Origin of the sequence: Cohnella phaseoli (assembly GCF_003386235.1) — a bacterium.
GTDB classification, from domain to species: Bacteria; Bacillota; Bacilli; order Paenibacillales; family Paenibacillaceae; genus Cohnella; species Cohnella phaseoli.
Genome location: NZ_QRDZ01000006.1, coordinates 29575 through 51268 on the forward strand (window position 1 = coordinate 29575; position 21694 = coordinate 51268).

22 protein-coding genes are annotated in these 21694 nt (G+C 55.2%); 16 read left to right on the forward strand and 6 right to left on the reverse strand.

Annotated features, from left to right (window positions below; genetic code table 11):
• Positions 1 to 39: 39 nt before the first annotated feature.
• Complete coding sequence (locus DFP98_RS09360; RefSeq protein WP_116060325.1) at positions 40 to 909, reverse strand: AraC family transcriptional regulator; 870 nt, start codon at positions 907 to 909, stop codon at positions 40 to 42.
• A 145-nt stretch (positions 910 to 1054) separates the two neighbouring features.
• Here DFP98_RS09360 and DFP98_RS09365 point away from each other — a divergent pair, with 145 nt between their 5' ends.
• Complete coding sequence (locus tag DFP98_RS09365) at positions 1055 to 2128, forward strand: Gfo/Idh/MocA family protein (RefSeq protein WP_181917588.1); 1074 nt, start codon at positions 1055 to 1057, stop codon at positions 2126 to 2128.
• Between the two features lie 62 nt (positions 2129 to 2190).
• Here the strand turns inward: DFP98_RS09365 and DFP98_RS38615 are convergent, their stop codons facing one another.
• Positions 2191 to 2376 carry a hypothetical protein gene (locus DFP98_RS38615; RefSeq protein ID WP_147310155.1) on the reverse strand — a complete coding sequence of 62 codons (186 nt, stop codon included), beginning with the start codon at positions 2374 to 2376 and terminating at the stop codon, positions 2191 to 2193.
• 86 nt (positions 2377 to 2462) lie between these two features.
• Between DFP98_RS38615 and DFP98_RS09370 the strand changes: the two genes are divergently transcribed.
• A complete protein-coding gene (locus DFP98_RS09370) occupies positions 2463 to 3425 on the forward strand; it encodes a sugar phosphate isomerase/epimerase family protein (protein ID WP_116060326.1) in 963 nt (320 codons plus the stop codon).
• Positions 3426 to 3445: 20 nt separating this feature from the next.
• Positions 3446 to 4588, forward strand: coding sequence for a Gfo/Idh/MocA family protein (locus tag DFP98_RS09375; protein ID WP_116060521.1), 1143 nt, complete (start codon positions 3446 to 3448; stop codon positions 4586 to 4588).
• Positions 4589 to 4897: 309 nt separating this feature from the next.
• Here DFP98_RS09375 and DFP98_RS09380 read toward each other — a convergent pair whose 3' ends face one another.
• Genes DFP98_RS09380 through DFP98_RS09390 form a run of 3 tightly spaced genes read right to left on the reverse strand, consistent with a single transcriptional unit; the run spans position 4898 to position 6778 of the window.
• Positions 4898 to 5521, reverse strand: coding sequence for an ABC-2 transporter permease (locus DFP98_RS09380; protein WP_116060327.1), 624 nt, complete (start codon positions 5519 to 5521; stop codon positions 4898 to 4900).
• Positions 5514 to 6395, reverse strand: coding sequence for an ABC transporter ATP-binding protein (locus DFP98_RS09385; protein ID WP_246016471.1), 882 nt, complete (start codon positions 6393 to 6395; stop codon positions 5514 to 5516). The genes DFP98_RS09380 and DFP98_RS09385 overlap by 8 nt, the downstream gene beginning before the upstream one ends.
• The gene (locus DFP98_RS09390; protein ID WP_116060328.1) at positions 6392 to 6778 is read right to left on the reverse strand and encodes a GntR family transcriptional regulator; all 387 of its coding nucleotides are present in this window, start codon (positions 6776 to 6778) and stop codon (positions 6392 to 6394) included. Before DFP98_RS09390 ends, DFP98_RS09385 begins: the two co-directional genes overlap by 4 nt.
• 221 nt (positions 6779 to 6999) lie before the next feature.
• Here DFP98_RS09390 and DFP98_RS09395 point away from each other — a divergent pair, with 221 nt between their 5' ends.
• The 5 genes from DFP98_RS09395 to pstA (DFP98_RS09415) all read left to right on the forward strand — a co-directional run bounded on the left by DFP98_RS09395 (position 7000) and on the right by pstA (DFP98_RS09415) (position 12562).
• Positions 7000 to 8193: a methyl-accepting chemotaxis protein gene (locus tag DFP98_RS09395; RefSeq protein WP_116060329.1), complete on the forward strand. Its 1194-nt coding sequence runs from the start codon at positions 7000 to 7002 to the stop codon at positions 8191 to 8193.
• A gap of 108 nt (positions 8194 to 8301) precedes the next feature.
• Positions 8302 to 9717, forward strand: a complete 1416-nt coding sequence (locus DFP98_RS09400; protein WP_116060330.1) for a stalk domain-containing protein — start codon at positions 8302 to 8304, stop codon at positions 9715 to 9717.
• A 35-nt stretch (positions 9718 to 9752) separates the two neighbouring features.
• Positions 9753 to 10604 (forward strand): phosphate ABC transporter substrate-binding protein, encoded by an 852-nt coding sequence (locus tag DFP98_RS09405; protein ID WP_116060331.1) that lies wholly within the window; start codon positions 9753 to 9755, stop codon positions 10602 to 10604.
• 102 nt (positions 10605 to 10706) lie between these two features.
• Positions 10707 to 11672 carry a phosphate ABC transporter permease subunit PstC gene (gene pstC / locus DFP98_RS09410; protein ID WP_116060332.1) on the forward strand — a complete coding sequence of 322 codons (966 nt, stop codon included), beginning with the start codon at positions 10707 to 10709 and terminating at the stop codon, positions 11670 to 11672.
• Positions 11669 to 12562 (forward strand): phosphate ABC transporter permease PstA, encoded by an 894-nt coding sequence (gene pstA, locus DFP98_RS09415; RefSeq protein ID WP_116060333.1) that lies wholly within the window; start codon positions 11669 to 11671, stop codon positions 12560 to 12562. The genes pstC (DFP98_RS09410) and pstA (DFP98_RS09415) overlap by 4 nt, the downstream gene beginning before the upstream one ends.
• 23 nt (positions 12563 to 12585) lie before the next feature.
• Here pstA (DFP98_RS09415) and DFP98_RS09420 read toward each other — a convergent pair whose 3' ends face one another.
• Entirely contained in the window at positions 12586 to 13458 is an 873-nt protein-coding gene (locus DFP98_RS09420) for a LysR family transcriptional regulator (RefSeq protein WP_116060334.1), read from the reverse strand.
• 183 nt (positions 13459 to 13641) lie between these two features.
• On the opposite strand from DFP98_RS09420, the gene DFP98_RS09425 reads away from it, so the two are divergent.
• From DFP98_RS09425 to DFP98_RS09460, 8 genes are all read left to right on the forward strand, one after another.
• On the forward strand, positions 13642 to 14589 hold the full coding sequence (locus tag DFP98_RS09425; RefSeq protein ID WP_116060335.1) for a phosphate ABC transporter substrate-binding protein: 948 nt from the start codon (positions 13642 to 13644) through the stop codon (positions 14587 to 14589).
• 76 nt (positions 14590 to 14665) lie between these two features.
• Positions 14666 to 15568 (forward strand): phosphate ABC transporter permease subunit PstC, encoded by a 903-nt coding sequence (gene pstC / locus DFP98_RS09430; RefSeq protein WP_116060336.1) that lies wholly within the window; start codon positions 14666 to 14668, stop codon positions 15566 to 15568.
• Positions 15565 to 16452, forward strand: coding sequence for a phosphate ABC transporter permease PstA (pstA, locus tag DFP98_RS09435; RefSeq protein ID WP_116060337.1), 888 nt, complete (start codon positions 15565 to 15567; stop codon positions 16450 to 16452). The genes pstC (DFP98_RS09430) and pstA (DFP98_RS09435) overlap by 4 nt, the downstream gene beginning before the upstream one ends.
• 17 nt (positions 16453 to 16469) lie before the next feature.
• On the forward strand, positions 16470 to 17228 hold the full coding sequence (pstB, locus tag DFP98_RS09440) for a phosphate ABC transporter ATP-binding protein PstB (protein WP_116060338.1): 759 nt from the start codon (positions 16470 to 16472) through the stop codon (positions 17226 to 17228).
• 42 nt (positions 17229 to 17270) lie between these two features.
• Positions 17271 to 18026, forward strand: coding sequence for a phosphate ABC transporter ATP-binding protein PstB (gene pstB, locus DFP98_RS09445; RefSeq protein ID WP_220377075.1), 756 nt, complete (start codon positions 17271 to 17273; stop codon positions 18024 to 18026).
• Positions 18027 to 18051: 25 nt separating this feature from the next.
• A complete protein-coding gene (gene phoU / locus DFP98_RS09450) occupies positions 18052 to 18711 on the forward strand; it encodes a phosphate signaling complex protein PhoU (RefSeq protein ID WP_116060523.1) in 660 nt (219 codons plus the stop codon).
• A gap of 474 nt (positions 18712 to 19185) precedes the next feature.
• On the forward strand, positions 19186 to 20559 hold the full coding sequence (locus DFP98_RS09455) for a hypothetical protein (protein WP_116060340.1): 1374 nt from the start codon (positions 19186 to 19188) through the stop codon (positions 20557 to 20559).
• Between the two features lie 117 nt (positions 20560 to 20676).
• Complete coding sequence (locus DFP98_RS09460; RefSeq protein WP_116060341.1) at positions 20677 to 21693, forward strand: NAD-dependent epimerase/dehydratase family protein; 1017 nt, start codon at positions 20677 to 20679, stop codon at positions 21691 to 21693.
• Position 21694: the final 1 nt, after the last annotated feature.

The window sequence follows — 21694 nt, forward strand, 5'->3', positions numbered from 1 at the left end:
CATTTTCGCCCGGTCTTCGCGACTCGGGCGATTTTTTTTTTAGCTCCGTCCCCAAGCGAGCATTTTACGTTGAAACTCCTTCGGCGAGCAACCGTTGAAGCGCTTGAACATTTTGTAGAAATGGGCCATGTTGGCCATACCGATCAGTTCGCCGACTTCGCTTACGCTGACGTCCCGGGTGAGCAGCAGTTGTTCGGCTCGTTTGATTTTGCGGAAGTTGACGTATTCGGTGAACGATTGGCCCATCATTTTCTTGAAAAATTTGACGAAGTAATAATAGCTCATGTTGGCCAATCCGCACACGGCCTCCACGGCGATCCGGTCGTCTATATTCGCTTCCACGAAGTCGATGACCGGCTTAAGGCGGATTCGTTCGACCCGATCCTGGTCGGCGAGCAGCCGGCGCGTATCGTTGCGAATCAGAATGAGCAGCAGCTTTTTGATCAACATGTTGACCGCCAGTTCGTAACCGCTTAACTTGTCGACGGCTTCCTGATGAATTTGGCGAATGCAATCCGCCGCTTCCCGCCGAGCTTCAGTATTTTCCCGGAAAATGTAGTTCATGGCGCTGAGCGGCATTTTGGTCTCGTTGAAATATTGCAGGTATGGAATCGTGCTCTGATCGAAATAATTATTAAGATCGAATTGGAGAACGATATATTTCAGATTGCCCTCGGAGTTGTGGTCTCTGTGCAACTGAGAGTTGCCGAGGATAACGATATCCCCGTCTCTAAGCTCGAAAGTTTCGTCGCTCAAGTCGACGGTCAGCGTCCCTTCCTGGACGAGCATCAGCTCGCATTCGGGATGATAGTGCCAGGTGACGCTCCTGGGATCGAGGCGAACCATTTGCCATATTTTCAACGACAATAACGGGTTCTCGTATTCAATCTTTTCTCTTAACGGTTGCAAGGGATCATCCCCTTATAGAGGTCAATTCAAGCCAAAAGACAAAATCGCATAAAATCCTCGCACTTGCCCGAATGGGAATATCGGCAAAGTATGATACACTATATTGTAGTTTGAATATGGACAAGCCGCAAGGAGGACAAGCACATTGACAAAAGTTAACGTAGGCATGATCGGCTGCGGCGGCATCGCGATGGGGAAGCATTTGCCATCGCTCGCCAAAATCCCGGAAGCGCAGGTAGTCGCATTTTTCGATATTTCGGCCGACCGCGCGCATGAAGCCAAAAACAAATTCGGTACGCACGACGCTAGAGTATATCACGACGTATACGAACTGCTGCGCGATCAAGACGTTCACGTCGTCCACGTCTGCACTCCTAACGATACGCATGCCGAAATTTCCATCGCAGCGCTCGAAGCGGGCAAGCATGTGTTGTGCGAGAAACCGATGGCCAAAACCGCCGAAGACGCTCGCCGTATGCTGGAAACGTCACAGAGAACGGGCAAGAAGCTGAGCATCGCTTATCAGAACCGCTTCCGCGCGGACAGCCGCTGGCTGTACCAGGCTTGCCGCGAAGGCAAGCTCGGCGAGATTTACGTGGCCAAAGCGCATGCGGTTCGCCGCCGCGCGGTGCCGACCTGGGGCGTATTCCTTGATCTGGAGAAGCAGGGCGGAGGTCCGCTGATCGATATCGGCACGCACGCGCTCGATCTGGCTTTGTGGATGATGGACAACTATGAGCCCAGGACAGTACTTGGCTCCTCCTATCGCAAGCTGGCGGAGCAAGGAAGCAGCGCGAACCTGTGGGGACCGTGGGATCCTGACAAGTTTACAGTAGAGGATTCCGCATTCGCGATGATCACGATGAAAAACGGGGCAACGGTATGGCTGGAGTCCAGCTGGGCGCTGAACACACTCGATGTGGACGAAGCGAAGGTGAGCTTGAGCGGAACGAAGGCGGGAGCCGACATGAAGAAGGGACTCCGCGTCAACGGGGAGGAACATGGCCGTCTCTACACGCAGGAAATTCAGATGGCCGGCGACTTCGGCGGCAACCCGCTTCCGGACGACGCGGCCGAGCAAGAGGCTCGCGCCTGGATCGAGGCGATTGCATACGATCGCGAACCTGTCGTAACGGCCAGGCAGGCGCTTGTCGTGCAGGAAATTCTCGAAGCCGTATACGAATCGGCTAGCAAAGGCCAGGCCATCAGCTTCGTCTAAGCGGGACGGGAAGAGCGGGGAGCGGCTGAATCGTGCGGAGTCTCAGGGCTGGCGAAGTTTGACTAATTGCGGTCTGTCAGACCGTAAGAGGCCGTAAAGTCGGCCGATTCGCCTTCGCAACGGTCTGTCAGACCGTAAGAGGCCTGAAAGTCGGCCGATTCGCCTGCGCAACGGTCTGTCAGACCGTAAGAGGCCGCGCCGCCGCCGTTCGCTGCTAAATAAGGGTGGCAATGGATGCCGTCTTTCATGTAAAATAGAATTGTGATTTATGAACGCGCGTACATAAAACGTGCAAAGGCTTCCACTTTCAATGAGAGGTTTGGTGAAGTTCACAATGAAATCCGGCGTATTTATCGTTCTTTTCGCCCAACAATCGTTCGAACAGGCGCTTGATACCGTCAAAGCGGCGGGACTGCAAGCGGTGGAAATCGGTACGGGAGGTTTTCCCGGCACCGCGCACGTAAATGCCAGAGAGATCGTTAACGACGACGCGGCCATCCGCGGCATTCGCGAAGCGGTTGATTCCCGCGGCTTGACGATCAGCGCGCTCAGCTGCCACGGCAATCCGCTGCATCCGGATAAAGCTACGGCTCAATCCGATCATGAGGACTTCGTCGCGACCGTACAGCTGGCGGAGAAGCTCGGCGTGGACACGGTTATTACGTTCTCCGGCTGTCCGGGAGACTCCGAAGGCGCGAAATACCCGTCCTGGGTAACCTGCCCGTGGCCGCCCGATTTCCTGACTGTACTGGAGTGGCAGTGGAACGAAGTTGCGATTCCGTATTGGAAGGAACAGTCGGCATTTGCTCGCAAACATAACATTAAAATCGCCATCGAAGCGCATCCCGGCTTCCTCGTGTACAACACGGAAACCGCGCTGCGTCTGCGCAGTGAAGCGGGAGACAACATCGGCGTGAACTTCGATCCATCCCACCTGTTCTGGCAAGGAATGGACCCGATCGAATGCGTCAAGGCGCTCGGGGACTCCATCTACCACGTGCACGCCAAGGACACGAAGATCGATAAGCGCAATACGGCGCTGAATGGCGTTCTGGATACGAAGCACTACGGAGATATCCTGAATCGTTCGTTCGTATTCCGCACGGTCGGCTACGGCCACGATGACGAGTTCTGGAAAGATCTCGTGAGCACGCTTCGCCTTGTTGGTTACGACGGCGTAATCAGCATCGAGCATGAAGACGGCATTATGAGCGTTAACGAAGGCTTCACTAAAGCGGCAGGTTTCCTTAATTCCCTTATTTTGAAAGAAAGCGCGGGTGAAATGTGGTGGGCGTAAACGACAAAATCAATGTCGGCATGGTGGGCTACAAGTTCATGGGCAAAGCCCACAGCCATGCATATAAAGATGTAGGCATGTTCTTCGAACCGGCCGCCGACGTCGTCATGAAGGCGATCTGCGGACGCGATGAGCAAGGGGTCAAGGCTGCTGCCGATAAATTCGGCTGGGAATCGTACGAGACGGACTGGCGGAAAATGGTCGCGCGCGACGACATCGACTTCGTCGACATCAATGCGCCGAGCGATGCGCATAAGGAAATTACGTTGGCGGCGATCGCGGCGGGCAAGCACGTGTTTTGCGAGAAGCCGCTTGCGCTGAACTTGGCGGACGGTCGCGAAATGCTCGAGGCGGCGGAGAAAGCCGGCGTTAAACATGCCGTCTGCTTTAACTATCGCTTCCTGCCGGCAGTGCAGTTGGCCAAGCAAATCATCGACGAGGGCCGCTTGGGTGAAATCCACCATTATCGTGCGACCTATCTGCAGGACTGGCTTGTCGATCCGAACACGCCGATGGCATGGCGGCTTAAGAAGGAAGTGGCAGGCTCCGGAGCACACGGGGACATCAATGCGCACAGCATCGATCTCGCTCGTTTCCTGATCGGCGAGTTCGATCGCGTTGTCGGCCACAACCGCACATTCGTGAAGGAGCGCCCGATTGCAACGGATGCGGCGGGAGGATTGTCCGCCGGCGCCGGCTCTTCCTCGCAGAAGGACCAGGTAACCGTCGACGACGCGACGGGTTTCCTGGCCGACTTCAAGAACGGAGCGATGGGTATGTTCGTCGCCTCCCGTTTCGCGGCCGGCCGCAAAAACCACAACACGTTCGAAATCCACGGCAGCAAAGGCTCATTGCGCTGGGATCTTGAGAAGCTGAACGAGCTGGAAGTTTACTTCCGCGAAGACGAGCCGAACCTGGCCGGTTTCCGCCGCATTCTGGCGACGGAGTCGACCCACAAGTACGCCGGAAACTGGTGGCCGACCGGTCATATTATCGGCTATGAGCACGCCTTCGTGCATATCGTGTACGAGTTCGTACAGCATATTAAGACGGGCTCGCCATTCGCTCCGACGTTCTATGACGGCGTGAAATGCCAAGAAGTGCTTGAAGCGGTCGACCTGTCGATCGAGCGCGGCTCTTGGGTCGGCATCGACGAAGTTTAAACAATCATGGTAAAAGGGAGCTATCCCAAAAGTAATTGGGACCACGCCTATGCGCAGCAGATGACTGTTCCCGGTAACTTGCCAAGGGCGGTTTTGGCTTGCGCTTGCCCGTAATTTATTAAAGAAAGCTACAGTAGACCGAAATCGAGAAATGGCGACACAGGGATGAAATCCCTAGAGTCGCCATTTCTTCATTTTCGCGCTGTCTTTGGTCAAGTGAGCTAGGTCTTAAGTGAGCTTACTTACTTTTGAGACAGCCTCGTTTATTAGGAGGTTCGAAAAGAATATGCCCGTTCGGAGACCGAATCGTTAGCCTTCGATGTCCTTGCGCAGGAATAGGTTCAGGGAGATGCGATAGGAAACGTATAGCAGCAGCAATCCTGCAATAGGCAGCCCGATAACCAGTTGCGCGCGAGTGGGCAGCATGTCAAAAGTGAGCGAATCCGCCATGTTGCCGATTCCTCCGATGAGGGCGGCGGCCAGAAAGATGACGAGAAACGAGATGAAGGATGAATTTCGCACGCCAAGCCAAAATTGAATGGGATAGTAGAGGGCTGCGAAAGCCATCGCCAACGCCGCTGACAACGACAGGTTCAGGGACGTTAACGGAAATTCGACGCCAAGACCGTATTCGTTAATCGCACGGATCGCGGCGGCGAGAATAATGCCGAGCGCCAGATAGACGAAGACGCTCCCGTATTTTGCTAGTACGATTTGTTTTCTTCGGACGGGCAGGCTGCCAATAAAAAGCATGCTCTTGTTGCGAAGCTCGAGGTTGGAGGCGAACAGCGTCATCATAATCGCGGGCAGCATGCAGATCATCAGCGGGGAGAACGACGACACGGTAAATAAACCGAACATGACCGCATACGCAGCAATGAACAGAAAGTAATATTTTAGAGCGATGACATCCTTGCGAATCAAATTAAACATGCGCTTCCACTCCCTTGGCCGTAAAGAACATAATTTCTTCCAGCGTCGGACGTTCGATACGGGCGTGCCCGGCAAACAACCGCTCGGCTTCCAGCCGGTCCCCGGTCAACCCTTCAAACCCGGATGAGGTTTCCCGAATGCCTGCGAAGATGCGGCGGACGTCCGCGTCCAGCAATTCCTTGTTTGCCTTGACGATAGCGTAGCGATCAAAGATTCGTTCCTTCGATTCATGAAATACCAGTTCCCCTCGATTAAGAAAGGCGATATAGTCCGCGACGCGATCGAGATCGGTCGTAATGTGCGTGGAAAACAAAATCGACATGCGTTCGTCCAGCATCAGCTCGGATAAAATCTCAAGCAGTTCCCGGCGAAACACGGGATCGAGCCCGGCGGTTGGCTCATCCATAATCAGGAGATCGGCATGATGAGATAGAGCGAAGGCTAGGCTCAGCTTCATTTTCATCCCTTTTGACAGGCTGCGGATTTTCGCTTTGGCCGATAGTTCGAAACGGTCGAGATATCTGCCGAATTGTTGTTCATCCCATCGCTTATAGAATGGCGCGTAGACGCTTCTCATTGCATCGACGGTCAGATGCTCGTAATAGCTGCAATCGTCGGCGACATAGCCGATTCGCTCCTTGATCTCCGCTTCATGGGTCGCATGCTCCTGTCCGAAAACTCGGACGTTTCCGTCCTCGGGAAGGGACATGCCCATCATCAGCTTGATAAGCGTGCTTTTACCCGCGCCATTCGCGCCGATAAGCCCGGTAATAAAGCCCTGCTTAACATCCATCGTTACGTCCTTCAGCTCGAAGCGCTTATACTTTTTGGTTAGGCGGCTGACCTCGATAACCGAATTTTCGTTCACGTTCAATCCTCTCCCTCCAATTCCTTGTAAAGCAGCCGAATATGGGCGACAAGCTCCTCCAGCGGCATGTTCAGCGAACGGCTTTCCTGAACGGCCTCGATCAGGGTTCCTTCTAGCAGCCGCAGCCTCTGCTCTCGAATAAATTGCGGATTCGCGCCGGATACGAACGAGCCTTTCCCGACGACGGAATCGATCAGACCTTCCTTCTCCAACTCCTCGTAGGCCCGCTTGGTCGTAATGACACTGATCTGCAAGTCTTTGGCCAACTGTCGAATGGACGGCAGCAGATGGCCCGGTGTGATTTCCCCGTTCAAAATCGACTGACGGATTTGGCGGACAATCTGCCCGTAGATCGGTTCGTCGGATGCGTTAGATAAAATGATATTCATGGCGCCTCCGTATATTGTGTATTTACCGTATATATATAATATATACACTTGAAATAAAATAAGTCAATACGAAACGAACCTGTTTATCTCCGAAGGAGAAACTTTACGTTCGCTTAACGAGAAACGAACGAATGGAAAACAATCTTTTGTTAGTTTCAGAAGTAGGAAAAATATTCTTGTTGAAATCTCGTAGTCTATCACTCATTAACGAGGTGATCTAGATGGCAACGAACGTGCTTGTCGCGGAATCTCGCGCCGTTAAGAAGAACGATGCGCCGCGCTCGGAAAGCGTCTCCCGCCGTCAAGACAGGACGTCAGTCCCGTCCATGCATGAAATGATCCCGTCCGTGGCCGTCAAGGATTGGGCGCGAAGCTGCCCGGTCATCGGCCCCGATCAGAGGGGCGACGAACTGGTCGATTTGTTCCGCCGGCAAAATCAATTCGAATGCGTCGTGATTTGCGATGAGGGCAAACGGCCGATCGGATTGATGATGAAGGATCGGTTTTTCCGCCGCTTAGGTACGTTGTACGGCCTTTCCTTATATGGGCACCAGCCTGTCTCCCACCTGATGGACAAAAAACCGATGATCGTCGAATTGTCCATCGATCCGCAGGAACTGATCGATCAAACGCTGTCCCGCTCGGAGGAAACGTTCTATGACGCCGTGCTGCTCACCGATCGCGGCAAGTTCGCGGGCGTGCTGACGGTAAACGATTTGCTGAACATCTCCAGGCTGCTGCAGCGCGAGGCGGTCAATCGGCAAATCCGCACGATCCGCGATACCGAGACGATGATCGAGAACATTCACGACTCGGTTGAACGGGTTGCGGAAGCGACGAGCGAAGCTCAGTCTTGCAGCGAGCGGATCAGTGAAATTACTGATCAGGGACGCGGGCAGCTGGAGGAAATGCTGAAGCTGTTCAAGCTTTGGTCGATGAATGCGGACAAGCAAGAGAAGGCGGCTTCGCAGCTTACGGATAGAACGTCGTCCGTTGACGGCATCGTTCGGTTGATCGCGGATTTGGCGGATCAGTGCAACCTGTTGGCGGTAAACGCCACGATCGAAGCGGCAAGAGCCGGAGAGCACGGCAGAGGCTTCGGCGTCGTTGCCGGAGAGATCCGCGCGCTGGCGGATCAAACGAAGCGTTCCGCCGGACAGATCGCTGGTCTGGTCCGGTCGATGTCGGAGGCGGTTCAAGTGTCGGCCGGCTTGGCTGGAGAAGGCAAGCAGGGGGCGGACAAAGGCGTGTACAGGGTCAAGAAAACCGAGGATACGTTCGCACAGCTGTGGAGCTCGTCGGAGATGAACCGGGAAGCGGCAACGCTTCTGCAGACGGCCTCTGCGGCAGCCAAGGGCAAGTCCGAAGAAGTGCGTCTGGAATTCCGCAAGCTGATCGGTCAGATCGGTTCCTAAATTTAACAATCGGAAAATGATTCCACAATAGCAGCTTTACAAATCGGGACTATACTCACTATAGCAATGAGAGAAATTTACCATATTCCAGAAGGGTGATAGGTGTCGATGGTGCTTAAGAAGGCGTCCCTGGCAACAGTATTGGCGTTATCCGTAGGAACTGCTTCCGTTGGAGCGGTATCCGCAGCGACAGCAACGGCGGCAAGTACGACGCAGTTGGCAAGCTCCGCTTATTTTGTTAACGGAACTGCGGTTCAACTCGGTACAATTGCGGAGAAAGGCAAAACGCTTGTGTCGCTTAGAGATTTAAGCTCGAAGCTGGGCGTTAAGGTGCACGTTGAGAGCGGAGCGATCCTAGCGAAGCTGAACGGCCACACGGTGGAGCTGAAATCCGGCAGCGGCGTGCTCAAGGTCGACGGAGCGGAGCAAAAGCTGGACGTTGCGGTCAAAAACGTCAAAGGCATCACCTACGTTGAACTGCAAGCCTATGTAGAAGCGCTGGGCGCCAGCCTGTATAAGGACGAGACCGGCACGATCTGGATCGACGCCAAGCTGCTTGCGAACGTGGATCGCATTCAATGGGTAGACGCCCAAAGGTACATCGCATCCCAAGAGACAGAATCGGGAAGAGCCGACTATCTGGTCGAGGCGACCACCGGCAAGTATCGCCTGCTGGATATTGCGGCTGACGCTTCCGATCTGGTTTTGTCGCCAAACGGGGATAAAGCGGCTTACACGAATGCCAACGGTCAAGTATCGGTACTTGATTTGACCAAAATAAGCCGCCCTGTCGTCGTCAGCAACGACACGAACATCAAGCCCGAGCTGGTCTGGTCTGCAGACGGTAAGAGCATTTTCTTCCTGCAAGGGGATAAGGGGAGCGTAATCGCGAAGCTGGATCCCGAGATTAATAAGATTACGAAAATTTTGGACGACAAGGTCGACTATAAGGCGAACCTGGAAGTGTCCGCGGACGGCAAGACGTTTACTTATACGGTAACGAAGCCCGGTTCGGTTGTGGCCGACGGCTCCAAGCCGGTAGAGGCGGACGACGTGGCCATCGACATGAAGGGAACGGAGCCGCAAATCTATCAATTCACGGTCGATCCGACGGTGAAAGAGAACAAAGCGGTGCAGCTGACGACTTCGGTCGACGACAAAGTATTCGTACATGCCGCAGCGGACGCATCGAGCGTCGTGTACGTCAGTGTGAGCGGCGACGCCGCCGCCAAATCCGCGCTGGTTCAAGTCGGCAAGGATAAGAAAACGGCGCCGTTGTATAACGAGCAAGACGTATATCAAGCGGAGTACTCGGGCGGAAAATGGTACTTGCTGACAGAAGGCGACGGAACGAATCCGTTCGTCTACGAAGTAGATCCGGCCGCCGGTTCGGCCAAGCAGCTGCATACATTGTCTGAGGATGTTAGCGAAATATTCGTCAAAGAAGGCGCGCCACTGGCCGTCATTCGCGACGGACGCGTATTCCTGGATCAGAACGGGCACTGGAAGCCGGTTTCCCGTTAATCGAAACCCCATATCGAGAGGAGAAAAAATTGACTATGAAATGGTTCAAATCGTTATCCGTCGCCGCACTGGCGATTGCTATGGTCGCAACATCGGTATCCGCTGCCGGAGCGGCAAGCTCCCTGAAGGGCAAAATCGTCATCAACGGTTCCTCCGCGCTGCTGCCGCTGACGCTGCAAGCCGCCAATGAATTTAAAAAGCTGAATCCGAAAGTTAAAATCTCCGCTTCCGCGGCAGGCTCCATCACGGGTCCGCAATCGGTCCGCAAAGGCATCGCCGACATCGGCGCCGTCGACTGGGACGCTTCCCAGGACGTGCCGGGCTTCAAGAAGTTCGACGGCCAAGTCGCGCACAAAGTCGCCATCATTCCGTTCGCTGCCGTCGTGAACAAAAACGTAAAAGTCGACGACCTGTCGACGAAGCAACTGCAAGATATTTTCTCCGGTAAAGTGACGAACTGGAAAGACGTAGGCGGAGACGACGCCGACATCATCGTCGTCAATCGCGCATTCGGCTCCGGCACTCGCGTCAACTTCCAAATGAAAGCTCTGCAAGGCACGGACTTCATCAGCAAAGGCAACAACTATAAAGAAGTCAAATCGAGCGGCGATATGAAGACGGCTGTCGAAACGACGCCTAACGCGATCGGCTACATCGACCTCGTCTACGTGACCAGCAACATGAAGGCAATGAAAATTAACAAAGTGGCTCCGACGGAAGCTAACGTAGTCAACGGAACTTATAAAGTATGGGGCTATGGCTATTACATGACGAAGGGCGAGCCGAACGAAGTGACGAAAGCGTTCATCGAGTATATCCAGAGCGCGAAGTTCCAAAACGGCTCCTTGAAGAAGCTGAAGTTCATTCCGATCTCCGCGGTTAAGTAACGCTCGCCGCCAACGACGATTCAACCGATTGAACATTCGCGAAGAAACCAGCGAAGCGGCTCCCTCGCCAAGCTGGTTTCTTCATGGGAGGAACTTGAATTTATGCAACTGGATACGTCGGCACGTCCGTCGATCGTCAGCCCGAACACGAGCGATTTGGGCGGCAGCATCAAAGCGGGCTCAGGTCGTTCCTTCGACAGGAAAAACAGACTTCTTGTTTACAATCGCTTTTTCAAAATCGCCTGCATCGCCAGCGCGGTATTCGTCTGCCTGATTCTGTTCGCGATTCTGTTCCTGATGTTTCGCACGGGGGTGCTGACGTTCCGCGACGTCTCCCCGATGACGTTCTTCTTCTCGACGGACTGGACTCCAGAAGAGGATCGCTACGGCGCTTTCGTGTTTATTTTCGGCACGTTTGCTTTAACGCTTCTAACGTTGCTTATTTCGGTGCCTCTGTCGGTCGTCATCGCCGTATTTCTGGCCGATATCGCGCCGAATTGGCTGCGCAATCTGCTTCGTCCAGTTCTGGACCTGCTGGTCGGCATTCCGTCCGTCGTCTACGGATTTCTCGGACTTACGATTCTTATTCCCTTGCTTAGAGACGTAACCGGTACGAATATGGGCGACGGCATTCTGGCCGCTGCGATCGTGTTGACGATTATGGTGCTGCCGACGATTAGCCGGGTGAGCGACGATGCGATCAGCGCGGTACCGCGAAAATATAGAGACGCTTCCTATGCGCTTGGCGCCACCCGCTTTCAGACGATCTTCAAGGTGACGATCCCGGCGGCACGCAGCGGCATCATGTACGGCGTCATTCTCGGGATGGCCCGCGCGATCGGCGAGACGATGGCCGTCGTCATGGTTATCGGCAATACGCCGCAGCTGGCCGATGCGCTGTTCAAGCCGACTTCGGTACTGACGAGCAACATCGTCATGCAGATCGCCAACGTGCCGTTCGATTCGACCTGGAATAACGCGCTCTATATGATGGGCTTCCTGCTGCTCGTGATTTCCCTGTTGATGATCGTTCTCGTGCGACTGCTGCAAAGGGGGGCTGTTCGATGAAAAACGCTACAGCGGCTGCTGGCGCCTTCCGTACGAAACGCAGTCTCAATCTGATCAACAATCGGCTGTTTACCGCATTCGTATGGGGCGTATCCGCCGCCATCGTCCTGTTTATTCTGGCGCTGCTTTATCTGATTTTGCAGAAGGGCTTGCCTTCGTTAACCTGGGATTTCATACTCGGTTTGCCGAGCGAGATCGAAGAGGGCGGAGGCATCGGTCCGGCGCTGTTCAACTCGTTCTACATGCTGGCGATTTCCCTGCTTATCGCAGTTCCGCTCGGTATGGCGGCCGGCATCTATTTGGCGGAATTCGCCCCCGACAACAAGCTCATCGGATTCGTCCGAATTTGCGTGGAAGGGCTCGCTTCGGTGCCCTCGATTATTTTCGGCCTGTTCGGAATCGCGCTGTTCGTAGAGATGTTCCAGATCGGACTGACGATTGTCGGAGGAGCGATCAGCTTGGCGTTCTTGAACCTGCCGGTCATGACGCGGGTGACGGAGGAATCGATCCGCGCCGTTCCGCAGGAGCTAAAGCAGGCTTCGTTCGCGCTTGGCGCAACGCATCTGCAGACGATTCGCCGAGTGCTTATTCCAACCGCGATCAGCGGCCTGGTCACCGGCATCTGCTTGATTGCCGGACGGGCGTTCGGAGAGAGCGCGGTCATCATTCTGACCGCAGGGGTGACGACATCGGGCGAAATGTGGGACTTTAACCTGCTCTCGCCGGGAGAGACGCTCGCCGTACACCTCTGGTACGTCCAATCGGAGGCGATCGTGCCCGACGCTGTGGCCATTTCCGATAAAGCCGCGGCCGTGCTTGTCTTCGTTATTTTGCTCTTCAATATTGTGTTCCGGATTCCGCTGTGGATCAAGGAGCGCAGAAGCAAGTAAGCGCTCATTCGAGAAGCTCGCAGTCAAAGATCGAGCAGCGCCTGAATGGCGCGCTCGGCAAGCTCCGCATTTCCTTCGCGGGCGTTCCGAACGGCGTATAGAGTCCAGTTCTCGGGACGGCCCGGCACATTCGCCGAGGCCGTCTTTCGCGCGTTCTCAGGCAGCATGCATTCGGGCAAAATAGCGAGTCCGAGTCCTGCTTCGACGGCTTGGACGATCCATTGGGCGGAATCGAACGTGCCGGCGACCGACGCGACGCCATGCCGGGCGAGCCAAGGCGCGACAAGCTCGGAAAGAGAACGTTCGGCGTGAACGACGAACGGATAGCGTTGAAGCCGCTCCGCAAGCGCGTGATCCGCCGCTCCGGTCAGCGGGTGATCTACCGGAAGCAGGAGCATGAAGGGGGAGACGAGAAGCTCGATGCTTGGCAGGCGCTCCGGGTCGGCGGATCGGCGTCCCCCGAGCACAAGATCCAGCTCGCCGAACTCCAGCCGCCGATACAACGTGTCCTCGTCGGCCGTGACAACGGCGATACGGCTGCCGGGGAAGCTTCCGACCCGCGCGAGCCATCCCATACGGGTCATTGCCGCCTGCGCGCAATCGGTGCAGCCGATGCGCAGAAGGGCGCGTTCATTGTCTCGCAGCTCGCCGATCACCGTCTCGGCTTCCTCATACAGCGCCCCGATCCGCATCGCATAAGGGAGCAAGCTTTTTCCGGCATCCGTCAGCACCATGCGACCGGCTCTGGCCTCGAACAGCTTGATCCCCCATTCCGACTCCATGTTCTTCATATGAAAGCTAATTGTCGGCTGCTTCATGCGCAGCGCGTCGGCCACTGCGGTCACTTGTTTATAGCGATCGATCAGCTCGACAATTTTCAATTTTAATAGACTCATAATCAATCCTCCGCTTGCGACATGGCGTCATTTAATAAATCTATAATACTATAAATTATATTGAATATTTATATTTACATTTTTCATTCCGTTAACAAAACGAAAACATTGCGCGAATGCGCGCCTTCTACAATATGAACTGTCAACAAAAACAAATGAGAGTTGGAAGGGGAACTATACGAAATGAAAAAGACTGCTTTGCTTCTGATGGTAATGGTATTGACGGTGGTATTGGCCGCATGCGGACAAAACAACAACAATAGCGGAGGCGCAAGCTCGCCGTCGCCGGAAAGCTCGGCTCCCGCAAGCACGACGCCGGCAAGCGAAAGTCCTGCCGCCGAGCTGTCCGGATCGCTGCTGGCGACGGGATCGTCGGCACTGCTGCCGCTGGTTGAGCAAGCTTCGAAGAAGTTCATGGACGGCAATAAAGGCGTATCGATTCAAGTTCAAGCCGGCGGAAGCGGCACGGGCCTGACGCAAGTATCCGAAGGACAATCCGACATCGGCAACTCCGACGTGTTCGCGGAAGAGAAGCTGGATGCGGACAAAGCGGCCGAGCTCGTTGACCACCAAGTGGCGGTAGTCGGAATGGCGGCGGTCGTGCACCCGGAAGTGGGCGTCGACAACCTGACGAAGCAGCAGCTGGTTGATATTTTCACAGGCAAAGTGACGAACTGGAAAGATCTCGGCGGCAGCGATCAGAAGATTCAGATCATCAACCGTCCTTCCAGCTCCGGTACTCGCGCAACGTTCGAGAAATATGCGCTTGGTCAGAAGTCCGAAGACCTGCAAGGCTCCATTCAAGAGGATTCCTCCGGTACGGTAAGAAAGCTGGTTGGCGAAACTCCGGGGGCAATTGGATACTTGGCGCTGAGCTACCTCGACGAATCGATCAAAGTGCTGAAATATGAAGGCGTAGAAGCAACGGTAGACAATGTAGCGAACGGAACGTATCCGGTATGGGCTTACGAGCACATGTACACGAAGGGCGAGCCGAGCGAGCTGGCCAAAGCTTTCCTGGACTTCATGCTGAGCGATGAAATCCAAAACGCCGACGTCGTCGAACTGGGTTACATCCCGGCGAGCCAAATGCAAGTGAAGCGCGACGTGAACGGTACGATCACGAAGTAACAAGTTCCATATCCTAAGCCCAATCAAGAGGCGTCCACGCTATGCCTCTTGATTGGCTGTGTAAAGGGAGAGGTACATGGCTCAGCCGTTAGAAAAACAGCAAGCAAAGCCGCATCTTGCGGAAGAATGGGTCGGCAGAATTTATACGCTGCTTTGCATCGCGTTTCTTATTCTCACCATTGTCTCGATCGTTTATTTCGTCGCTTCCAAAGGACTTAGCACTTTTTTCGTTAACCATGTGAACGTCATCGATTTGTTGACGGGCTTGAAGTGGGCTCCGGATGGAGAGCCTGCGGTATTCGGCGCTTTACCGTTTATTTTCGGCTCTTTCAGCACCTCGCTGCTAGCCGCGGCGATCGCCGCGCCGCTTGGCTTCTGCGCATCGGTGTTCATGGTAGAGATCGCGCCTGGATTCGGGCGCAAGTACTTACAGCCGGTCATCGAGCTGCTGGCGGGCATTCCGTCCGTCGTCTACGGCTTCGTCGGTTTGAGCGTCGTCGTTCCGTTTTTTCGCGACGTGTTTCCCGGCCAAGGCGTCGGCATCGCAGCCGGAGCGGTCGTGCTTTCGATTATGATTTTGCCTACGATTACGACAATAGCGACCGACGCGCTGGCCGCGCTGCCGAAGGGATTAAAGGAAGGCTCCTTCGCGCTGGGGGCCACCCGTTGGCAAACGATATACCGCATTGTGCTGCCGACGACGCTTCCCGCGCTCATGACGGGCATCGTGCTCGGCATCGCCCGGGCCTTCGGAGAAGCGCTGGCCGTGCAGATGGTCATCGGCAACGCGCCGCACATTCCGCGCTCGCTGTTCGAATCCGCTTCGACCTTGACCAGCGCGATTACGTTGAGCATGGGCAACACGGCGATGGGCAGCGTCGCTAACAACGCCTTGTGGTCGCTTGCGCTCATTCTGATGATGATGACCTTCGTCTTCGTCTTCATCGTGCGCTGGCTGGAAAGGAGATCGAAGCTATGAGCGCCAAAACCGCAAATAAAATCGCGACCGGGGTTATCGTCTCGGTGGCCGGCCTGATCGTTCTTGTCCTTGCCGGCTTGCTCGGATTCATTCTCGTCCGCGGGCTAGGACATATCAGCTTCGATTTCCTGACCTCCGCTCCGGAAACGATCCGCAGAGGCGGCGGCATCGGTCCGCAGCTGTTCAACTCGGTGTTCCTGCTCGTTCTGACGATGATCATTACGATTCCGCTCGGCCTGGGGGCCGGCATCTATATGAGCGAATACGCGCCGGCCAATAAGGTTACGAACAGCATTCGCCTGGTCGTCGAAGTGCTTTCCTCCGTTCCTTCTATCATCGTCGGTCTGTTCGGCTTGTTGGTGCTCGTTAACCTGTTCGGCTTCGGATTTTCGCTCTTTGCCGGAGCGCTCGCGCTGACCGTGTTTAACTTGCCGCTGATGGTGCGGATTACCGAGCAGGGGCTGCGCGGCGTACCGAGAGAGCAGAAGGAAGCAAGTCTTGCGCTTGGCTTGTCCAAGTGGAAGACAATTACTTCGGTCATGCTGCCGATCGCAATGCCGGTCATTCTGACAGGCACGATTCTTGCCGCTGGTCGCGTGTTCGGCGAAGCCGCCGCGCTGCTGTTTACCGCAGGCATGAGCTCGCCGAGACTTGACTTCACCGACTGGAATCCGTTCAGCCCGTTCTCGCCGCTGAATCCGTTCCGTCCGGCCGAAACGCTGGCGGTACACATCTGGAAAATCAATTCCGAGGGCCTGGCGCCCGACGCGAAGGAAATTGCGGCCGGAGCTTCCGCCGTGCTCGTCATCGCCGTGCTGCTGTTCAACTTCGGCGCAAGATGGCTGGGACGTTATTTGCACCGCAAGTTTACGGCTATTAAATAGAAGGGGGATGGAACCGGATGGAAGCCATCGGGATGTCCACCAATGATTTGAGCGTCTATTATGCCGAGAAGCAAGCCGTTAAACGCGTATCGCTGGATTTTCGGGCGAAGCAGGTGACGGCGCTTATCGGCCCTTCCGGCTGCGGAAAATCGACGTTCCTGAGAAGTTTGAACCGGATGAACGATCTGATTCCCGATTGCCGCATTACGGGAGAAATCTGGATTCGGGATCGCAATATCAACGATAAGACGACCGACGTCGTCTCTCTGCGCCAACGCATCGGCATGGTGTGGCAGCGGCCGAATCCGTTCCATAAATCGATCTACGAGAACATCGCGTTCGGCCCTCGTTATCATGGAACGAAGAACAAGAAGAAGCTGGACGAAATCGTCGAGCAGTCCCTGCGCAAAGCCGCGCTCTGGGAGGAGACGAAGGATCGTCTGCACAATTCCGCGCTCGCCTTGTCGGGCGGACAGCAGCAGCGGCTGTGCATCGCGAGATCGATCGCGGTCAAGCCCGACATTATCCTGATGGATGAGCCGGCCTCGGCGCTGGATCCGGTGTCGACCTCGAAGATCGAGGAGCTGATCGCCGAGCTGAAGCAGGAATTTTGCATCGTCATCGTTACCCACAACATGCACCAAGCGGCAAGGGTATCGGATAAGACGGCCTTTTTCCTAAACGGGGAAGTCGTGGAGCACGACGTGACGACGAACATTTTTACGAATCCGCAGAAGCAGGAGACAAGCGACTATATCAGCGGGCGGTTCGGATAAAGCGCCGTCGGCGCCAGTACATCAGACAAGAGGAGAATGGCCATGAACTCCATTATCGAGATCGACAACCTGAACTTGTATTACGGAGACTTTCATGCTTTGAAAAGCGTCAATATGGAAATTCCGGAGAAGGCCATTACCGCGTTCATCGGCCCCTCGGGCTGCGGAAAATCGACGCTGCTGCGCACATTCAATCGAATGAACGATATGATCGCCGGCACGCGCATCGAAGGCAAGGTTGAAATTGCCGGCACCGACATCTACTCGGGAGACGTTGACGTCGAGACGCTGCGCAAGCGAGTCGGAATGGTGTTCCAGCAGCCGAATCCGTTCCCGAAATCGATCTACGACAACGTTGCCTACGGCCCTCGTCTGCATGGCATTACCGAACGTAAGAAGCTGGATGAGATCGTGGAGACGAGTCTGCGCTCCGCTGCGCTGTGGAACGAAGTGAAGGATCATCTGAAGCGTTCCGCGAACAGCATCTCCGGCGGGCAGCAGCAGCGGCTGTGCATCGCGCGGGCGTTGGCCGTCGAGCCGGACATTCTGCTGATGGACGAAGCGACGTCGGCGCTGGATCCGATCTCCACGCTGAAGATCGAAGAGCTGGCTCAGGAGCTGAAGGACCGTTATACGATCGTCATGGTTACGCATAACATGCACCAGGCAGCGAGGGTGTCGCAGCAGACCGTGTTTTTCCTGAACGGGGAAGTCGTCGAGTATTCGGAGACGGAGCGGTTGTTCTCCAATCCGACGGATCAGCGCACGGAAGATTATATTAGCGGACGGTTCGGCTGAAGCCGGGGGAGGACGGAGAAGAATGATGGTCAAAAGACAGGAATTCGATCACGGGCTGGAAGAAATTACGCAATTGCTGGTTGAGATGGGCGGCCGTACGGAGAAGGCGCTCATCGAATCGATGGAAGCGCTGAAGAACACCGATGTGGAGACGGCGAAAAAAATCGTTCAATCCGATTCCGAGCTTAATCAGCTGGAAGAGAAAATCAGCGAGATCGGCGCGAAGCTGATCGCGACCCAGCAGCCGGTTGCCAAGGATTTGCGTCGCATTCTGATTGCGTTCAAAATTTCCAGCGATCTCGAGCGGATGGGAGACTTGGCAGTAGACATCGCCAAAGTCGTCATTCGTCTCGACGGACAGCCGCTGATCAAGCCGCTGCTCGACTTGCCGAGAATGGCGGACATTGTGGCGGTCATGATTCGGGAGTCGCTTCATTCGTACGTTACGGAGAACGTCGACCTGGCTTACAAGAGTGCGAAGGACGACGATCAGGTCGACGCTTTGTACTCGCAAATTATTCGCGAGCTGTTCTCGCTGATGGTCGAAAATCCGAAGACGGTCGGCCAGGCGATGCTGCTCAGCTTTGTCGGGCGGTACATCGAACGGATTGCCGATCACGCGACGAACATTGCGGAGAGCGTCGTCTACCTGATGACGGGCAAACGTCCGGATTTAAACCAATAGGCTAGCTTCAGGTCGAGAGCCCCGGATTGGATGCGGAATGTGGGCTTGTTGGGGCGTCTAACGGTCTGACTTCCAATAATGCAGTTGACAACATGCTCTAGGCTGTGCTATATAGGTTGAACCAAAGACGCGTTGAAGAGACGACCCCATGAAATGGAGAAAGTGAATCGGGTCATTACTTCAAAGGGCTGTTCCATAAGCAGAGTTGCTTGGACGATCGATAGACAAAAAAGGGGGATGTACCTCCTGGAGGCCGCCTCATACGCTCCTGAAATCACCGATTAACGGGTTTCCCAACTCAGATTTCAGGAGCGTAAAAGCATCGGAAGGAGATACATACCCCTGTCACCTTTAGCGTCGATCTTCCTCCGGAGCAACTTGAAAGGCTTGTGGGACAACTCTACGGGAAACCGCCCCTTTTGGGCGGTTTTTCGCTTTTTATCGCCATCATCGGCAAACGAACGGAGGATTTATATGGATGACGTATACGATTCGAATAAAAATCAGAGTCAGGATCAGAATCAGGGAATTTCCATCGGCGTTATCGGCCCGGATGCCCTGGTGAAGCGAATATTGCAAGTTCTGAAAGCGTTCCCGTCCTTTAAGCCGGTGGTGCGGACTTATGAGGAGGACGATTCGGCGCCGCGGTTGGCCGAAGAGATTGCGGACGAAGTGGAGGTCATTCTCGTATCGGGGCCGCTCCCTTACCGTCGAATTCGAGAGGAAGCGAATGTGAAGACGGCGCTGCATTTCGTGCCGCTGACCGATACCGGCTTTTACCGGGCGCTGGCTCGGCTGATCAATGCGTTAGGAACGGACCAAAGCCTGCGCTTGTCCATCGATACGCTAGGCGAGCAGATGGTGGACAAATTTCTGAAGGAGATCGGGGAATCCCGCGTTCAAGCGGATCATTACGACGGATCGGCCTATCCAACGCGCGAAGAGCTGATTGCGTTTCATCGCGAACGGTTCGAAGCCGGGATAAGCGACGGGGCGTTGACCGCCGAAGGGGCGGTGGCGCTGGCGCTGACGAAGCTCGGCATCCCGAACGAATGGGTAATCCCGACGGATCAGAACATTACGGTCGCGCTGGAGCGAGCGCTGCTGTCGACGGAAACCCGCCGGAGCAAAGAAGCGCAGATTGTCGTTGGGCTGCTGAACGCGGATCATTTCGAGAAAAGGATTCACGGCCATACGACTGAGCACGACGTGCAGAGATTTAAGTTGGATATCCACCGTATGCTGCTTGATTACGTAGAGTCGCTGGACGGCTATTTGACCCCTCTCGGAGGGGACGAGTATTTATTTTTTACGACGCGGGGCATCTTCGAGCGGGAGACCGGCGGCTACAAAACGATCCCGTTGGGCAGGCAAGCTTTTCGGAAATTCGGCCTATCGCTTAGCATCGGCATCGGCTTCGGGCGCTCTGCCAACGAAGCGGGCACGCACGCGAGAGCCGCGCTGCGCAAAGCGAAGGAGGCCGGAGGGGATACGTGCTTTATCGTGCGCGAGGACAAGACGCTGATCGGACCGCTGGCGATGGCGGATTCGCTTGAACAGGATTTGTCGATTACGGATGCAGAGCTGCTTCGGCGAACGGAGAGCGCGGGCATGACGTCCGCTTATTTGAGCAAGCTGCTCGCCCAAACGGCTCGCACCGGCAGGACGGATTATATGGCGCACGAGCTGGCCGTACTGCTTAACGTGACCGTCCGAACGGCGCACAGGCTTATTTTACAATGGATGGATCATAACCTGGTTCGAATCGTTGGCGTGGAGAAGGTTCCGAAGGGGCGGCCGCGGCAAATTTTCCGGTTCGTCTTTCTGGCGGACGAAAGCTGGAAGTAAGCGAGGGCATGGAAAGTCCGGCCTTCCGACGATTTACAGACGACTTAAAGATTTGTCTTTTAATAAGAGGGGGGATTATGATGAACTTATTCTCGACAACGGAAGGAGAAAGATTGGATGAAATCGATTGAAGAGCTGGAGGCCAAGCTGGCCGAGCCTTCGGAGGCGCTGATTCGCGATATTGCCGCCATCGAGGGAGACATTCTGCTGCTGGGCGTTGGGGGCAAGATGGGGCCGAGCCTGGCCAAGCTGCTTATGAATGCAATTAAGCAAGCCGGAGCGAGCAATCGGGTGATCGGGGCGTCGCGTTTTTCGGAGAAGGGGCTGCGGGAGCAGCTGGAGGCCGAGGGCATCGAAACGATCGCGTGCGACCTGCTTAACGAGGAACAATTGCAAAGCTTGCCGGACGCTTCGAATGTCATCTACATGGCCGGCAACAAGTTCGGCACGACGGGCAACGAATCGTTCACTTGGGCGATGAATGCTTATCTGCCAGGCAGAGTCACGGAGAAGTATCGCAACTCGCGGATCGTCGTCTTTTCCTCGGGCAACGTGTATCCGTTTACGCCGGTTGGGAGCGGGGGAGCGGACGAAACGACGCCGCCTTCGCCGGTGGGGGAATACGGTCAATCCTGTCTGGGACGGGAGCGCGTATTCGAGCACTTCTCCAAAGTCCATTCAACGAAAATGCTTGTCTATCGTCTCAACTACGCCATCGACCTGCGCTACGGCGTACTGCTGGAAATCGCCAAGTCGGTGCAAGGCGGCAAACCGATCGACCTGACGATGGGGCATGCGAACATCATCTGGCAGGGAGACGCTAATGAGATTGCCATTCGCTCCCTGCTCGTTTGCGAAGCGCCCGCCCGCTTCCTGAACGTGACGGGTCCCGAGACGATGTCCATCCGCTGGGCGGCGGAGAAGTTCGGCGAGCGATTGGGAATCGAGCCGGTATTCACGGGAACCGAGTCCGACAATGCGCTGCTGAACAATTCAACGAAGTGCCATCAACTGTTCGGCTATCCCCGCGTCTCGCTGCTCCAAATGATCGATTGGGTTGCGGAATGGGTGGAGGCCGGCGGAGCGACCTTGAACAAGCCGACGCATTTCCAGGAACGAAAGGGGAAGTTTTGAG

Excerpts from the sequence above, each read along its gene's own strand:
- DFP98_RS09375 (WP_116060521.1), top strand. The coding sequence starts at position 3,446 with ATGGTGGGCTACAAGTTCATGGGCAAAGCCCACAGCCATGCATATAAA.
- DFP98_RS09455 (WP_116060340.1), top strand. The coding sequence starts at position 19,186 with ATGGATGACGTATACGATTCGAATAAAAATCAGAGTCAGGATCAGAAT.
- pstB (WP_220377075.1), top strand. The coding sequence starts at position 17,271 with ATGAACTCCATTATCGAGATCGACAACCTGAACTTGTATTACGGAGAC.
- pstC (WP_116060336.1), top strand. The coding sequence starts at position 14,666 with ATGGCTCAGCCGTTAGAAAAACAGCAAGCAAAGCCGCATCTTGCGGAA.
- DFP98_RS09400 (WP_116060330.1), top strand. The coding sequence starts at position 8,302 with ATGGTGCTTAAGAAGGCGTCCCTGGCAACAGTATTGGCGTTATCCGTA.
- DFP98_RS09390 (WP_116060328.1), bottom strand. The coding sequence starts at position 6,778 with ATGAATATCATTTTATCTAACGCATCCGACGAACCGATCTACGGGCAG.
- DFP98_RS09405 (WP_116060331.1), top strand. The coding sequence starts at position 9,753 with ATGAAATGGTTCAAATCGTTATCCGTCGCCGCACTGGCGATTGCTATG.
- DFP98_RS09425 (WP_116060335.1), top strand. The coding sequence starts at position 13,642 with ATGAAAAAGACTGCTTTGCTTCTGATGGTAATGGTATTGACGGTGGTA.
- pstA (WP_116060337.1), top strand. The coding sequence starts at position 15,565 with ATGAGCGCCAAAACCGCAAATAAAATCGCGACCGGGGTTATCGTCTCG.
- DFP98_RS09395 (WP_116060329.1), top strand. The coding sequence starts at position 7,000 with ATGGCAACGAACGTGCTTGTCGCGGAATCTCGCGCCGTTAAGAAGAAC.
- pstB (WP_116060338.1), top strand. The coding sequence starts at position 16,470 with ATGGAAGCCATCGGGATGTCCACCAATGATTTGAGCGTCTATTATGCC.
- DFP98_RS09370 (WP_116060326.1), top strand. The coding sequence starts at position 2,463 with ATGAAATCCGGCGTATTTATCGTTCTTTTCGCCCAACAATCGTTCGAA.
- pstA (WP_116060333.1), top strand. The coding sequence starts at position 11,669 with ATGAAAAACGCTACAGCGGCTGCTGGCGCCTTCCGTACGAAACGCAGT.
- DFP98_RS38615 (WP_147310155.1), bottom strand. The coding sequence starts at position 2,376 with ATGAAAGACGGCATCCATTGCCACCCTTATTTAGCAGCGAACGGCGGC.
- DFP98_RS09380 (WP_116060327.1), bottom strand. The coding sequence starts at position 5,521 with ATGTTTAATTTGATTCGCAAGGATGTCATCGCTCTAAAATATTACTTT.
- DFP98_RS09460 (WP_116060341.1), top strand. The coding sequence starts at position 20,677 with ATGAAATCGATTGAAGAGCTGGAGGCCAAGCTGGCCGAGCCTTCGGAG.
- pstC (WP_116060332.1), top strand. The coding sequence starts at position 10,707 with ATGCAACTGGATACGTCGGCACGTCCGTCGATCGTCAGCCCGAACACG.
- phoU (WP_116060523.1), top strand. The coding sequence starts at position 18,052 with ATGGTCAAAAGACAGGAATTCGATCACGGGCTGGAAGAAATTACGCAA.
- DFP98_RS09420 (WP_116060334.1), bottom strand. The coding sequence starts at position 13,458 with ATGAGTCTATTAAAATTGAAAATTGTCGAGCTGATCGATCGCTATAAA.